At 74.9% G+C, this 13,397-nt stretch carries 13 protein-coding genes; 4 read left to right on the top strand and 9 right to left on the bottom strand.

The genetic code is table 11. From position 1 onward, the window contains the following. Positions 1-81: 81 nt before the first annotated feature. Positions 82-1,740: a bifunctional 3'-5' exonuclease/DNA polymerase gene (locus BMZ50_RS18720; protein WP_091327986.1), complete on the bottom strand. Its 1,659-nt coding sequence runs from the start codon at positions 1,738-1,740 to the stop codon at positions 82-84. Positions 1,741-1,867: 127 nt separating this feature from the next. Between BMZ50_RS18720 and BMZ50_RS18715 the strand changes: the two genes are divergently transcribed. The 3 genes from BMZ50_RS18715 to BMZ50_RS18705 are packed head-to-tail and all read left to right on the top strand — an operon-like array spanning position 1,868 to position 4,726. Next, positions 1,868-2,716 (top strand): AraC family transcriptional regulator, encoded by an 849-nt coding sequence (locus BMZ50_RS18715; RefSeq protein ID WP_091327983.1) that lies wholly within the window; start codon positions 1,868-1,870, stop codon positions 2,714-2,716. Next, positions 2,688-3,131, top strand: coding sequence for a VOC family protein (locus BMZ50_RS18710; protein ID WP_091327980.1), 444 nt, complete (start codon positions 2,688-2,690; stop codon positions 3,129-3,131). The genes BMZ50_RS18715 and BMZ50_RS18710 overlap by 29 nt, the downstream gene beginning before the upstream one ends. Positions 3,132-3,163: 32 nt before the next feature. Continuing rightward, the gene (locus BMZ50_RS18705) at positions 3,164-4,726 is read left to right on the top strand and encodes an ATP-dependent DNA ligase (protein WP_091327977.1); all 1,563 of its coding nucleotides are present in this window, start codon (positions 3,164-3,166) and stop codon (positions 4,724-4,726) included. Here the strand turns inward: BMZ50_RS18705 and BMZ50_RS18700 are convergent. From BMZ50_RS18700 to BMZ50_RS18665, 8 genes are all read right to left on the bottom strand, one after another. Continuing rightward, positions 4,723-6,108 carry a carotenoid oxygenase family protein gene (locus BMZ50_RS18700; protein WP_091327974.1) on the bottom strand — a complete coding sequence of 462 codons (1,386 nt, stop codon included), beginning with the start codon at positions 6,106-6,108 and terminating at the stop codon, positions 4,723-4,725. The genes BMZ50_RS18705 and BMZ50_RS18700 overlap by 4 nt on opposite strands. A gap of 122 nt (positions 6,109-6,230) precedes the next feature. After that, positions 6,231-7,373 (bottom strand): pyrroloquinoline quinone biosynthesis protein PqqE, encoded by a 1,143-nt coding sequence (gene pqqE / locus BMZ50_RS18695; protein WP_091327971.1) that lies wholly within the window; start codon positions 7,371-7,373, stop codon positions 6,231-6,233. Continuing rightward, a complete protein-coding gene (gene pqqD, locus BMZ50_RS18690; protein ID WP_218146338.1) occupies positions 7,366-7,659 on the bottom strand; it encodes a pyrroloquinoline quinone biosynthesis peptide chaperone PqqD in 294 nt (97 codons plus the stop codon). Before pqqD ends, pqqE begins: the two co-directional genes overlap by 8 nt. Further along, on the bottom strand, positions 7,646-8,347 hold the full coding sequence (gene pqqC / locus BMZ50_RS18685; RefSeq protein ID WP_091327966.1) for a pyrroloquinoline-quinone synthase PqqC: 702 nt from the start codon (positions 8,345-8,347) through the stop codon (positions 7,646-7,648). The genes pqqD and pqqC overlap by 14 nt, the downstream gene beginning before the upstream one ends. Continuing rightward, positions 8,344-9,237, bottom strand: a complete 894-nt coding sequence (gene pqqB / locus BMZ50_RS18680) for a pyrroloquinoline quinone biosynthesis protein PqqB (protein WP_091327963.1) — start codon at positions 9,235-9,237, stop codon at positions 8,344-8,346. The genes pqqC and pqqB overlap by 4 nt, the downstream gene beginning before the upstream one ends. Positions 9,238-9,356: 119 nt before the next feature. After that, entirely contained in the window at positions 9,357-9,479 is a 123-nt protein-coding gene (gene pqqA / locus BMZ50_RS23800) for a pyrroloquinoline quinone precursor peptide PqqA (protein WP_218146337.1), read from the bottom strand. A 5-nt stretch (positions 9,480-9,484) separates the two neighbouring features. Then, positions 9,485-11,197 (bottom strand): PQQ-dependent dehydrogenase, methanol/ethanol family, encoded by a 1,713-nt coding sequence (locus tag BMZ50_RS18670; protein WP_091327957.1) that lies wholly within the window; start codon positions 11,195-11,197, stop codon positions 9,485-9,487. Between the two features lie 12 nt (positions 11,198-11,209). Beyond that, positions 11,210-11,674 carry an MSMEG_3727 family PQQ-associated protein gene (locus BMZ50_RS18665; protein ID WP_245753727.1) on the bottom strand — a complete coding sequence of 155 codons (465 nt, stop codon included), beginning with the start codon at positions 11,672-11,674 and terminating at the stop codon, positions 11,210-11,212. A gap of 276 nt (positions 11,675-11,950) precedes the next feature. Here BMZ50_RS18665 and BMZ50_RS18660 point away from each other — a divergent pair, with 276 nt between their 5' ends. Then, positions 11,951-13,387, top strand: a complete 1,437-nt coding sequence (locus tag BMZ50_RS18660) for a DNA-binding protein (protein ID WP_091327954.1) — start codon at positions 11,951-11,953, stop codon at positions 13,385-13,387. Positions 13,388-13,397 lie beyond the last annotated feature (10 nt).

Below are 13,397 nucleotides of genomic sequence, written 5' to 3'. Positions count from 1 at the left end.
CGGGGGATCGGCAGCGTCCGGGTTCTGTTGAGCCGGCCGGCGCGGGTTCCGCCACGGAACCGTCCGCACGGTATCGGAGACTCACCCGGCGTCGGCCCAGGACTCGACGACCGCGACGTCGAGCGGGAAGTCGACGGGGAAGGCGCCGAACAGCAGCCGGCCCGCCGTGGCCGCGGCCCGCCGCACCTCCTCGACGACGGCCGCGGCCAGGTGCTCGGGGGCGTGGACGACGACCTCGTCGTGGAGGAAGAAGACCAGGTGCGGCCGCTCCTCCACCCGCCCGGTGCCGCCGAGGCGCCACAGCCGGTTGCGGAGGTCGGCCAGCCAGCACAGCGTCCACTCCGCGCCGGTGCCCTGGACGACGAAGTTGCGGGTGAACCGGCCCCAGGCGCGGCGGTGCCGGTCCCCGTCCGGCCGCGCGTCCCGCTCGTCCGGCGGCTCCCCCAGGTCCACCGCCCGTTCCGCCCAGGCCCCGGTGGGCGCCGGGGACCCCCGGCCGAGCAGGGTGTGCACCACCTCGCCCCGCTCCCCCGCCCGGGCGGCCTCCTCCACCAGCCCGATCGCCCGGGGGTACCGGCGGGCCAGGCGGGGCAGCATGCGCCCGCTCTCGCCCCGGGTGCCGCCGTACAGCGCGCCGAGCATCCCGACCTTGGCCTCGGCCCGGGTCGCCACGGCCCCACCGGCGACGATGCCCTGGTAGAGGTCGGCCGAGCGTGCCGCCTCGGCCATCGCCGTGTCCCCGCTCATGCCGGCGAGGACGCGCGGCTCCAGCTGGGCGACGTCGGCGACGACGAGCCGCCAGCCGTCGTCGGCCACCGCCGCCGGGCGCACCTGGACGGGAACCGACAGCGCTCCCCCGCCGGTGGACGCCCACCGGCCGGTCACCACCCCGCCGGGCAGGAAGGACGAGCGGAACCGGCCCTCGCGCACCCAGCTCTCCAGCCAGTTCCAGCCGTTGGCCGCGAGCAGCCGTGCCAGCTTCTTGTACTCCAGCAGGGGCGGGATGCCGGGATGGTCGAGCGTCTCGAGCGTCCACGAGCGGGTGTCACCGACCGGCAGTCCCGCCGCCTGCAGAGCGCGCAGCAGCTCGCCGGGCGAGTCGGGGTTCAGCCCGGGAGCACCGAGCGACGCGCGGATCTCCACCGCCAGCCGCTCGAGCACCGCCGGCCGATGACCGGGCCGCGGCCGGGGGCCCAGCAGCTCGGTGAGCAGCCGGTCGTGCACGTCGGCCCGCCACGGCAGCCCGGCATGTGTCATCTCGGCGGCCACCAGCGCGCCGGAGGACTCGGCGGCGAGCAGCAGGCCGAGGCGGCCGGGCTGCGCCGAGGCGGCGAGAGCCGCCTGCTGGCGGTCGTGCTCGGCGACCGGGTCGAGCCGGTCGGCGGGGTCGGCGAGGGGGAAGAGTGCGGGGTCGGCGGGCGGAACCGGCTGCAGCGCGTCCCACCCGGAGGTCTCCTCGCCGGCCAGCCGGGCCTGGTCGACGAACGGCGAGCGCCGGAGGACGGCGTGGGTGAGCCGCAGGTCCGTGCAGCGCTCCACGCGGACGCCGGACGCCAGGAGCGCCGGGTACCAGCGGGTGGTGTCGTCCCACACCCACCGGACCGGGGTGCGTTCCCGCTCCCGGACGAACCGGGCGAGCTCCCCGGCGGGCAGCCGCGTCACCTCGACCGCCGTCCCGTCCTCGGCGCACTCCCGCGCCTCCACGGCCGCCCCGCGGCGCAGGAGGACGACGCGGCTCACCGGCGCAGTGTCGCTGAGGGGTCGGACAGGTTCCGGGGAGGCCACGCCGCCGCGCTGAGCTCCCGCGGGGCGGTCCCGGCGGGCAGGATGACCCGCGCGGGACGCCAGTCCGGGAGGGAGGTCGCCGATGCTCCTCGTGCAGCACCGCGTCCCTCCCCCGCTGCGGCCTTTCGTCGCCACGGCGCACGGCTACCGGGCACCGGCGTTCCCGACCGGCGTCCACCGCGGCCTGCCCTCCCGGCACCTCACGCTGGTCGTCGAGCTGGCCGCGCCGCTGCGGGTGACCGGCCAGGGCACGGCCGTCGAGGCGCACGCGGTCGTCGGCGGCCTGTGCACCCGCCCGGCGTTCATCGATGCCACCCGCCCGCAGGACGGGCTGCAGTACGGCCTGTCCCCGCTGGCCGCGCCCGCCCTGCTCGGCCTCCCGGCCCTCGAGCTCGCCGAGCGCACCGCCGACCTGCGCGACGTGCTCGGTCCGGCCGCCGACGGCCTGGTGGAGGACCTGGCCGCGGCGCCGGGCTGGGCCCAGCGGTTCGCCCGCCTGGACGCGGCCCTGCTCGCCCGGCTCACCGAGCCCGCCGTCCCGGCGCCGGAGGTCCGGGAGGCGTGGCGGCTGGTGCACAGCAGCGCCGGCCGCTGCCGGATCGGCGACCTCGCCGCGCACGTCGGGTGGAGCCGACGGCACCTGAGCGAGCGGTTCCGGCTCGCGACGGGGCTCACTCCCAAACATGCGGCACGGATCGCCCGGTTCCAGGCCGCCCGGCGGCTGTTGCTCGACCCGCGCTGCCCGCCGCTGGCCGACGTCGCCGTCCGCTGCGGCTACACCGACCAGCCGCACCTGGCCCGGGAGTGGCGGGAGCTGGCCGGCTGCACGCCGGGCACCTGGCTGCGCGAGGAGCTCCCATTTCTCCAAGACACCGACACGGTGCCCGGTGCATCCTCCGTGCATGACCTCCCCCCAGCCGACCACCGCTGACCCCACCCCCCGCGTCGACGGGCCGCCGGCCCCCAGCGTCTGGCCCAGCGTCGGGTTCTCCGACGTCGACGCCGGCATCCGGTTCCTCACCGAGGGGCTGGGCTTCGTCGTCACCGCCTGCTACCGCGGCGACGACGGCACCGTCGAGCACGCCGAGGCCCGCTGGCCCGACGGCGGGGGCGTGATGTTCGGCAGCCGCGGCAAGGCCGGCGACTGGGGCGCGCTCGGCCCGCAGGGCGTCTACGTCGTCGCCGCCGACGCCGCCACCGTCGACGCCGCCTGGCAGCGCGTCCGCGGCATGGACGGCGTGGCGGTCCTGCGGGAGCTGCACGACACCGACTACGGCTCCCACGAGTTCGACGTCCGCGACGCGGACGGCAATCTCTGGGCGCTCGGCACCTACCGCGGCGCCTGACCTCCCGGTCGGCGGACTGCGACGATGGCGCCGTGCTGCTCGCCGACGTCCTCGCCGCCTCCGCCGCGGTCGCGGCCACGCGGTCCCGGACCGCCAAGGCCGCGGCGATCGCCGAGCTGCTCCGGCGGGCGGCTCCCGACGAGGTGCGGCCGGTCACCGCGTGGCTCGCCGGCGACATGCTGCAGGGCCGGTTGGGCGTGGGCCGGCGGACGCTCACCCGGCTGGCGCACGACCCCGCACCGGCGCCCGCGCTGACCGTCGCCGCCGTCGACCGGGCCTTCACCGAGCTGGCCGCGACGTCCGGCCCGGGGTCGACGGCCCGCCGGGAGACCGTGCTCGAGGTGCTGTTCACCGCCGCCACCGCCGACGAGCAGCGGTTCCTCGTCCGCCTGCTCACCGGCGAGCTGCGCCAGGGGGCGCTGGAGGGCGTGGTGCTGGAGTCGATCGCCGCGGCCGCCGGGGTCCCCGCCCCCGTCGTCCGGCGGGCCTTCATGCTCTCCGGCAGCCTGCCGGGGACGGCGGCCACCGCGCGCTCCGGCGGGATCCCGGCGCTGGAGGCGGAGCGGCTGCAGGTCGGCCGGCCGGTGCGCCCGATGCTCGCCAGCCCCGGCTCGTCGCTGGACACCGCGCTCGCCGACCTCGGGGACGACGTCACCGTGGAGTTCAAGCTCGATGGCGCCCGGATCCAGGTGCACCGCGACGGCGACGCCATCCGCGTGTGGACCCGCACCCTGCGCGAGGTCACCGACGGCGTGCCCGAGCTGGTGGACCGCGTCCGGGCGCTGCCCTGCACCACCGCCGTGCTCGACGGGGAGACCCTGGCGCTGGACGACGACGGCCGACCCCGGGCCTTCCAGGACACGATGAGCCGCTTCGGCAGCCGGCTGCCGAACGGCGGGGCCGACGACGCCGCCGCCGTGCTGCTCAGCCCGTTCTTCTTCGACCTGCTGCACCTCGACGGCCGGGACCTGCTCGACGAGCCGCTCGACGTCCGCCTCGACGCGCTCGCCGGGCTGCTCGCCGCCGAGGAGCACGCGCCGCTGCGGATGCCCGGCCTCCGCCGGCCCACCCCCGACCAGGCGGCCGGGGTGCTCGACGGAGCGCTCGCCGAGGGCCACGAGGGCGTCGTCGTCAAGGACCTCCGCGCGCCCTACGCCGCGGGCCGGCGCGGCCGGGCGTGGCAGAAGGTCAAGCCGGTGCACACCCTCGACCTGGTGGTGCTCGGCGCGGAGTGGGGGTACGGCCGCCGGTCGGGAAAGCTGTCCAACATCCACCTGGGCGCCCGCGACCCCGACGGTGGGGAGCCGGTGATGGTGGGCAAGACGTTCAAGGGGATGACCGACGAGCTGCTGGACTGGCAGACCCACACCTTCCCCCAGCTGGCCCGCGAGACGACCGAGTGGGGCGTGCTGCTGCGGCCCGAGCTGGTCGTGGAGATCGCCCTGGACGGCGTGCAGCGCAGCCCCCGCTACCCCGGCGGCCTCGCCCTGCGCTTCGCCCGGGTGGTCCGGTACCGGCCGGACAGGACACCGGCCGACGCGGACACCCTCGAGGCGGTCGGCGCGCTGCTCACCGGCAATGGCCCGCCCGGCTAGCCCGGGTCGGCGATCCAGTTGCCGTGGAAGCCGAGCGGCACCCGCACCGGGAGGTGCACGCGCGCGACGGGCCCGGCGGCGAAGTCCTGCGCGGCGAGGACCACCAGGTCGGCGGCCCCGCGGTCGGGGTCGTGCACGAAGGCCAGGACGTAGCCGTCGTCCTCGCCGGACCGGGGCGCGGACGGCGCGAACACCGCCTCGCCGACGGCGGCGTCCCGCCCGAACGGGTGCGCCTGCACGGTGCCGGTGGCCAGGTCGTGCTTGAGCAGCGCATTGGTGAACGCGCCGTCCGCGAAGTCCCCGCTGGGCGCCACGGTGTCCCGGCCGACGTCCCCGAGCGCGGCGCTGTAGCCGAACCGGTGCGGCCGGGAGACCACCCGGTCGTCGACGCGCGGGAACTCCTGCGCCCGGTCGTCGAGGCGCTGCTCGGCGACCGTGCCGCGGACGGGGTCGACGGTCCAGCGGTCCAGCGTCAGCGGTCCCTGCTCGGCCGGTGCGGCCAGGTCGTACCCGCCGTCGTAGCGGCACAGGTCGACGACGACGCGGTCGCCGTCGTCGTACGCGTTGAGCGTGTGGAACACCCAGCAGGGGTCCACCTCGAACCACCGGGCCCCGGGTGCGCCCTCCCGGGGCAGCAGCCCGACCCGGGGTGGGTGCGCCGGGTTCCAGGTGTAGGGCAGCCGCGATCCGGCGGTCGCGGCGTCCATGCTGAAGGTGACCGGCAGGTCGAGCAGCACCACGTAGCGCTCGGTGAGGGCGAAGTCGTGCATCATCGGCCCGTCGGCGACCGGGACGTCGGTCGTGCGGCGGACCCGGCCGTCGGGGCCGATGACGACGTGCTGCACGTGGTCCCAACCCCAGAAGTAGGCGAGGGCGTGCAGGTCACCGGTCCGCCGGTCGAGCTTGGTGTGCGCGGCGTACCCGCCGGGCAGCGTGCCGCCGAAGTCGCAGGGGCCGATCGTCTCCAGCTCGGGTGTCAGCTCGTAGGGCAGCGAGCCGGCCTCGACGGTGGCCAGCGTGCGCCCGGCGTGGGCGAGGACGTGGGTGTTGGCGGCGAAGTCCGTGTCGTTGTGCACCGGCCCGCCGGGCCAGGTCTCCCCCAGGGCCTCGGCCACCGCCCGGGAGCGGACCCAGCGGTTGCGGTACCACTCGGCCCGGCCGTCCCGCAGCCGGACGCCGTGCACCATGCCCGGCCCGAGGAACCAGTGCTGCCCGGGGTCGTCCAGGCCCAGCGGGTTGGGCCCGTTGCGCAGGTAGCGACCGGTCAGCTCGGCCGGCAACCGGCCGGTGACCGGTAGGTCGAAGGCGGTGATCTCCTCGGTGACCGGGGCGTACGGGCCCTCGAGGAAGGGGCTGCGCTGGAGCTGGGTGTCCTCGGCCATCGCCGGTGTCCCCCCGGACGGTCGTCCCCGTCGGCCCCGCCGATGCTGCCCCGCCCCACCGGGCCTCACAAGGCCCCCGCCGGCGCCGCCCTCGTCGGTGCCCCTTGTCCCTGGCAGGACACCTACGCCCGGTGCGCCGCCCGCCCGCTCGACTGGGGGCGCGCGCGGCGACTCGGGTTCGGCCGGGGGGTGAGGACCGCTGCCGGTGACTGCGCCGCCTCGTCGGCAGCCTGCACCGCTGCGGCGACGATCCCGTGGTCGGGCGAGAGGTGGCAGACCGGGTCCGTGCGCGCGGCGTCACCGGTGAGCGCGAACGCCTGGCAGCGGCACCCGCCGAAGTCGACCTCGCGGCGTGGGCAGCTGCGGCAGGGGTCGGGCATCCAGTCCGTGCCGCGGAAGCGCTGGAACACCGGTGAGCACTCCCAGATCCAGGCCAGGGAGTGCTCCCGCACGCTGGCCCGCGGCAGGGGCAGGGTGTGCGCCGTCGGGCACGGGAGCACCTCGCCGTTGGGGATAACGGTGAGCTGCCGGCGGCCCCAGCCACCCATGCAGGGTTTCGGGTACCGGCCGTGGTAGTCGGGAAGGACGTAGATGACCTCCATCCGCCCCTCCAGCCGGGCCCGCGCCGCCCGCACCACCGCCTCGGCGGACTCCAGCTGCGCCCGGCTGGGCAGGAGGCCGGCGCGGTTGCGCAGCGCCCAGCCGTAGTACTGCGTGTGCGCCAGCTCGATCCGGTCGGCCCCCAGCTCCTCGGCCAGGGCGAGGACGCGCCCGACCCGGTCGACGTTGTGCCGGTGGAGGACCACGTTGAGCGTGAGCGGCCAGCCCAGCTCCTTCACCAGCCGGGCGGCCGCCAGCTTGCGCGCGAACGACGGCGTCCCGGCCAGGCGGTCCGACAGCGCCGGCTCGTCGGCCTGGACGCTGATCTGCACGTGGTCGAGGCCCGCGGCGCGCAGCTGCCCGGCCCGGCGGGGCGTCAGACCGAGCGCGCTGGTGATGAGGTTCGTGTAGAGGCCCAGCTCGCTGGCGCTGCGCACGATCTCGGTCAGGTCGCGGCGCAGGAGCGGCTCACCGCCGGAGAGGTGCAGCTGCAGCACCCCGAGCGCCCGGGCCTCGGCGAGCACCCGCAGCCACTCCGCCGTGGTCAGCTCGTCGGCGTAGGCGGCGAGGTCGAGGGGGTTGGAGCAGTACGGGCAGTGCAGCGGGCAGCCGTAGGTGAGCTCGGCCAGCAGCCCGAACGGCCTGTCCACGGCCGCGCTAGCCACGGCGGGCCTCGCCCTGGTCGACCTCGAGGCAGCGCCGGGCGGCGAGCCGGTCGAGGAAGAGCCGCACCTCGTCGTCGTCCACCCGCGCGTACCGCCCGTGCAGCTCCGCCGCGATCTCGCTCACCGTCCGCGTCCCGTCGCAGAGGCCGAGGATGGCCGCGCCGGTGCCGTTCAGGACGGAGACCGCCTCCGGCGTCAGCAGCACGTGCCGCTGCCGGGCCGGGTCGAACCTCAGCCGGACGTGGCGGGCCAGGTGGGGGCGGGCGGCGCCGTCACCGGTCTGCACGTGAGGAGTCGATGGCATCGAGCATGCTCCACAGGACGTCGCACTTGAAGGACAGTGCCGCCACGGCGGCGGCGCGCTGGTCGGGGGTCCGGCACCGCGCCGTCACCACCTCCAGGGCGTGCTCGGAGTCGCGGGGCGCCTGCCTCAGGCGGGCCCGGAAGTAGGCCAGCCCCTCGGGATCGATCCAGGGGTAGTGGCGCTCGAACGCCGCGAGGCGCTCGGCCATCAGGTCGGGCGCGAACAGCTCGGTCAGCGAGGAGGCCACCGCCTCGACCCACGGCCGGGTACGGGCGAAGGTGACGTAGGCGTCGACGGCGAACCGCACCCCGGGGACGACGTGCCGCTCGTCCTCCACCTCCTCCCGGCTCAACCCCACCGCCTCGCCCAGCCGCAGCCATGCCTCGATGCCGCCCTCGCCCTCGGCCGTGCCGTCGTGGTCGTGGATGCGCCGGATCCAGCGACGGCGCACCTCGCGGTCGGGACAGTTGGCGAGGATCGCGGCGTCCTTGCGGGGGATGTTCGCCTGGTAGTAGAAGCGGTTGGCCACCCAGCTCCGGATCTCCCCGCGGCTCAGGGCTCCCTCGTTCATCCTCCGGGAGAAGGGATGGCGGTCGTGGTAGCGCAGCGCCTGCGCGCGCAGCGCCGCCACGAAGTCCGCGGTCTCCGTTGCCGCCAGCGTGGCCGTCACACCTCGATCTCCATTCCGTCCACAGCGACCTCCAGGCCGTGCTGCTCGACGGCCCGCCGCTCGGGCGAGTTCTCGAGCAGGATCGGGTTGGTGTTGTTCATGTGGATGTAGACCATCCGGTCGATGCGCAGGGCGGCCAGCTGCTCGAGGCTGCCGCCGGGACCGTGGATCGGCAGGTGCCCCATCTCGCGCGCCGTCCTCCCGGCCAGGCCGAGCCGGATCAGCTCGTCGTCGGACCAGCAGGTCCCGTCGACGAGCAGGCACGAGCAGTCCTCGAGCTGGTCGCGCACCGCCGTCAGGTCCTGCACGGCCGGGAGATGGACGAGTGCCCGGCCGCTGCGCTCGTCGGTCAGGCGGAAGCCGACCACCCGGCCCTTCGCCTCCCCCGCGCCGAACCGCGCCCGCTTCGTGGTGGGCACGTCGAAGGCCCGGTAGGTGAGCCCGTCGGCCAGCGGGACGTCGGCTCCGGGGAGGACCGGCCGCCACGTGACCGGGCAGTAGGCCTCCAGCGTGCGCAGCAACCCGGTCCCGTCGTAGAGGACCTCGCGGGTCGCCTCGGTGGCGTGGACGACCAGGCCCCCTCCCTCGCGCAGCAGCAGCAGACCCAGCGTGGAGTCCAGCTCGGCGTCGGTGAGCAGCACCGTCTCCAGCGGGACCCCCCGGCTCCCGTCGGCGGGGTGCAGCGCGGGGAAGGACTCGATCTGGACGTGCACGTCGGGTGAGGCGTTGAGCAGGAACCAGCGCCGCCGGTCGGGGCTGACCGCGATCGACGACTGGGTGCGCGGCCGGGCCGGCCGGGAGCCGTCCCGCACCGCGCGGCACGGCGGGCAGGCGCAGTTCCACTGCGGGAACCCGCCGCCCGCGGCCGACCCCAGGACCCGCACCCACATGCCGATCGGCGTCCCTTCGTCGCACGGCCGTCCCCCGTGAGGTGCCCGGCGCTCCCGTGCCGGACCGCGGGTGGGGGCGCCGGACCGTGCCGCCCGGCGCCCCACCCGGCTGCTGCCGGCTAGTCCCAGTCCTCCACGACGCCCATGTAGGCGGTCACCTCGGCGGAGACCCGGATCTCCTCGAACGTGGGGGGCTCCCACTCCTGCTCGACGGGCAGGGAGACGCGGTCATCGCGGTCCACGGCTGTCACCTCCCCCCGGACGAGTCGATGCCGTCGGGCAGGGAGAAGACCATCATCGCCTGCCCGTGGGGGCCGCCCATCATCCCGGGCAGGAACCCCTCGACCCAGGCCCCCCAGCCGACCGGCACGGCGATGTACTGCTTGCCGTCGACGCTGTAGGTGCTCGGGCTGCTGTGGTGACCACTGCCGCAGTTGAACTGCCACAGCAGCTCACCGGTCCGCGCGTCCAGCGCGACGAACTGCCCGGACGGCGTGCCGGCGAACACCAGGTCACCGCCTGTTGCCAGCGTCGACGCGCACATCGGCAGGTCGTTGCGCCAGCGCCACACCTCCTGGCCGGTGGCGTCGAACGCCGACACCGATCCCGCCATGTCCTCGGCGTCCACGACGACCGCCGCACCCCAGTACGGGATGCTCTCCTTGAACTCCCGCCGGCGGCGGGCGACCGTCGCACCGATGTCCTGCACCGGGACGTAGAACAGGCCCGTCTTCGGGCTGTACGAGGCGTGCGTCCACTCCTTGGCCCCGGCCGGCCCGGGGTAGAAGTGGACCTCCTCCCCCTCCTTGTCGGGGTAGATCCGCGGCGTCACCTGGCCGTCCGGGGTGATCTCGCCCCAGGTGATCCGGTCGACGAACGGGAAGATGTTCACCCGCTCACCGTTGGTGCGGTCCAGGACGAAGCAGTACCCGTTCTTGTCGAAGTGGGCCAGCAGCTTGCGCCCGTCCTGCTCGAACAGGATGCACTCCATGTTGCTGTCGTAGTCCCACAGGTCGTGCGGGGTGCACTGGTAGTGCCAGCGGATCTCACCGGTGTCGGCGTCCACCGCGATCACGCTGTCGGTGTGCAGGTTGTCGCCCGGCCGGACCTCCCCGTCGAAGTCGGGCGCCGGGTTACCGGTCCCCCAGTACAGGAGGTTGGTGTCCGGGTCGAAGGTGCCCGTGATCCAGCAGTTGCCACCACCCCGTGCCCAGGCGTCACCATCGGCGGGCCAGGTCTCCGACCCGGGCTCGCCGGGCTTCGGGATCGTGTAGCAGCGCCACACCCGCTCCCCGGTCTCCATGTCGTAGGCGTCGAGGTGGCCGCGGACCCCGAACTCCCCGCCGGAGCTGCCGACGACCACCCGGTCCTTCACGACGAGCGGGGCGATCGTGAGGCTCTCGCCGGCGCGGACGTCACCGCTGGTCACGTCCCAGATGCACGCGCCCGTGGTCGCGTCGAGCGCCAGCACGTGGGCGTTCAGGGTGCAGACGAAGACCTTCCCGTTCGCCACCGCGACGCCGCGGTTGACGTTGCCGCAGCACAGCGAGGTGTCGAACGGGATCGCGTGCTTGTACTGCCACAGCAGCTGGCCCGTCCTGGCGTCGAGGGCCCAGACCCACCCGTCCCACCCCGAGGCGTACATGACGCCGTCGACGACGATCGGGCAGTTCTCGAAGGCGTAGGTCGACTGGCCGGCGTGCAGGCCCTGCGGGGCGAAGCTGAACACCCACGCCAGCTTCAGCTGCGTGACGTTCTCCGTGTCGACCTGGTCCAGCGGGCTGTACCGCTGCCCGTCGTAGGCGCCGTAGTAGGTGAGCCAGTTCTGCGGTTCCGAGCGGGCGTCGAGGATGCGTTCGTACGTGACGTCCGCGGCCACCGGCGGGGCGGTCCCCGTCGCGGTCGTCAGGGAGCCGAAGTTGACCGGCGGCGGGGCCGGTCGGTACTCGATGGTGGTCATCGCTGCTCCTTCCTACGGTCGTGGCTGCGGCGGGCGGTCGAGGCGGGCCGACGCCGGGACGTCACCCATGACGACGATCGCGCCGATCAGGCCGCGGCCCTCGTCGTTGCCGACGTTGGAGCTGAACCAGTAGTAGCCCGGGCCACCGAGGGTCACGTGGACGGTTCCCCGCGTGTAGTTCGGCAGCCAGATCCACTGGCTGTCACCGTTGCTCGGCACGAGCGCGCAGTGGGTGTTCTGGTCGTCGTTGACGAATTCGATGTCCAGTTCGCCGCCGTGCGGCAGCACGAGGATCGAGGGATCCCAGACCAGCTGGTCGGGGACGATCCGGACCACGGCGCTCATGCGTCCGTCCGGCCCCTCGTCCGCCTGCGCGATGTTCCCGGTGGCCAGCATTCGGCCCAGCGTCGCATCGTTCTGCTTGTCCAACCCGAACCTGCGGATCATCTCCGACCGGTCCGGCGTGAGGGTCGTCAAGGACCTCGCCTCCTCGTGGGGTCTCGTGTCGCAGCGGCTGACGCGTTCCCTCCGTGGCCCGCGACGGTCGCGTCCGGGCGGGAGCCGAGCGGGCGTCATTCGCCCGGCCGGGTCGTGGTGGCGGTGGCGCCTCCTCCCTGGCGGCTGCTCTTGCCTGCTCGCTCTGCCACCGCGCCGGACGTCGTTGGAACACCGTCCGGCGGTGGCTAGCCTCGCTGGCAGGCGACCGACGAACCGATACTGGGACGTTCCTCCCCCGAGCCCAAGGGGAACTGGATGAACGGCGCGAAACAGCCGACGACCGGCGGGGTTCCCGCGACGAACGGGGCCGCGCTCTCCGACGAGCATCACGGTCGGGTCGCCGCTGCACGCGAACGGTTCGCCGCCGGCGCGGACAGCGTCCACGGCGTCCGGCCCGAGATCCTCGTGTCGTGGTACCGGTGCCGCGAGGAGTACGACGTCGACCCGCAGCTGGAACGGGCGCCCGCGGCCGCGGAGGGGACAGCGCACTCGAGCGAGCACGACGTGGTGTTCGCCGAGCTCGGCGGCCTGGCCGCCTGCGCGGCCCGGGAGGTCGACGGGCTCGACGGCCTGGTCACCGTGACCGACCGCGACGGGCGGGTCCTGGCGTCCTGGGGCAGCCGGCGCCTGCGCTCCCTGGCGGCGGACAGCAATCTCGCGGCCTGGTCGGCCTGGTCGGAGCGGGCCAGCGGCACCAACGGCATGGGCACCGCCCTCGAGAGCCGGCGCCCCGTCCTGGTGCGGGGGCCCGAGCACTGGTGCCGGGGGTTCCACTCCTGGTCGTGCGCCGGGGTCGCGGTGCGCGACGTCGTCACCCGCGACCCGCTGGCGGCCCTCACCATCTCGTGCTGGAAGACGCCGCTGCCCGACGCCGTCCTGCCGTGGCTGCGCGCGGCCGCCGCGACCACCGAGGCCAAGTTGCGGCAACGGGCGCGACACACCGGCACGCTGCTCGCGGGCGCCCTCGCCGATGCCCGTGAGGCACCGGGGACGCCGCTGGCCGCGGTGGACACGGCCGGCAAGGTCGTGCTGGCGAACACCGAGGCCGCCGTCCTGCTCGGCACGCCGGCGGACGCCGCCGCCTACGCACCCTCGGACCGGTGGATGCCGCAGGTCCCCGCCCTGCTGCAGCTGACCCGTCGGGCGACGGCCCGCGCCCGGAAGGACCCCGGGTGGAGCGGGTCGACGCTGCTCTACGTCCCCTTCCTCGATCAGCCTCTCCCGGTCGCCGTCCGGCCCGTGTTCGACGGGTCGCAGGTGATCGGTGCGCTGCTGGCCTTCGGGTCGACCGACGACGTCGGCTCCCCGGCGCTCCTCGACGACCCGGACCGCGGCTCACCCGGCCCGCCCCCGTTCCCGGACCGGGTCATCGCCCTCCGGGAGGACCGGTGGGTCCTCCTCGACCCCCGCGAGATCCGGTACGCCGAGACCGACCACGACAACGTCTGGCTGGTGAGCGACCAGGGCCGGCTGCTGGCCGCCGTCCGGGGCCTCGACCGTCTCCAGGAGGAGCTCACCGGCCGTGGGTTCCTCCGCGTGCACCGCCGCTTCCTCGTCAACCTCGGGCGGGTGCGGGAGATCGAGCAGGGATTCAAGGGGGCGCTGTTCCTGGCCACCGACACCCGGATCCACGAGACCGTCCCGGTCTCCCGCCGGCACGTGGCCGGCGTCCGCCAGGCCCTCGGCCTGTAACCCTCGGGAA

The organism is Geodermatophilus ruber (assembly GCF_900114385.1).
Taxonomy (GTDB): domain Bacteria; phylum Actinomycetota; class Actinomycetes; order Mycobacteriales; family Geodermatophilaceae; genus Geodermatophilus; species Geodermatophilus ruber.
The sequence above is the reverse complement of the archived record's forward strand: the minus strand, read 5'-3'. Positions and strand labels throughout refer to the sequence as shown.

What these genes read in the sequence shown, in the direction of transcription:
- BMZ50_RS18715 (WP_091327983.1), top strand. Translation starts at nt 1,868, where the DNA reads ATGCTCCTCGTGCAGCACCGCGTCCCTCCCCCGCTGCGGCCTTTCGTC.
- BMZ50_RS18660 (WP_091327954.1), top strand. Translation starts at nt 11,951, where the DNA reads ATGAACGGCGCGAAACAGCCGACGACCGGCGGGGTTCCCGCGACGAAC.
- pqqB (WP_091327963.1), bottom strand. Translation starts at nt 9,237, where the DNA reads ATGTGGGTGCGGGTCCTGGGGTCGGCCGCGGGCGGCGGGTTCCCGCAG.
- BMZ50_RS18670 (WP_091327957.1), bottom strand. Translation starts at nt 11,197, where the DNA reads ATGACCACCATCGAGTACCGACCGGCCCCGCCGCCGGTCAACTTCGGC.
- BMZ50_RS18700 (WP_091327974.1), bottom strand. Translation starts at nt 6,108, where the DNA reads ATGGCCGAGGACACCCAGCTCCAGCGCAGCCCCTTCCTCGAGGGCCCG.
- BMZ50_RS18710 (WP_091327980.1), top strand. Translation starts at nt 2,688, where the DNA reads ATGACCTCCCCCCAGCCGACCACCGCTGACCCCACCCCCCGCGTCGAC.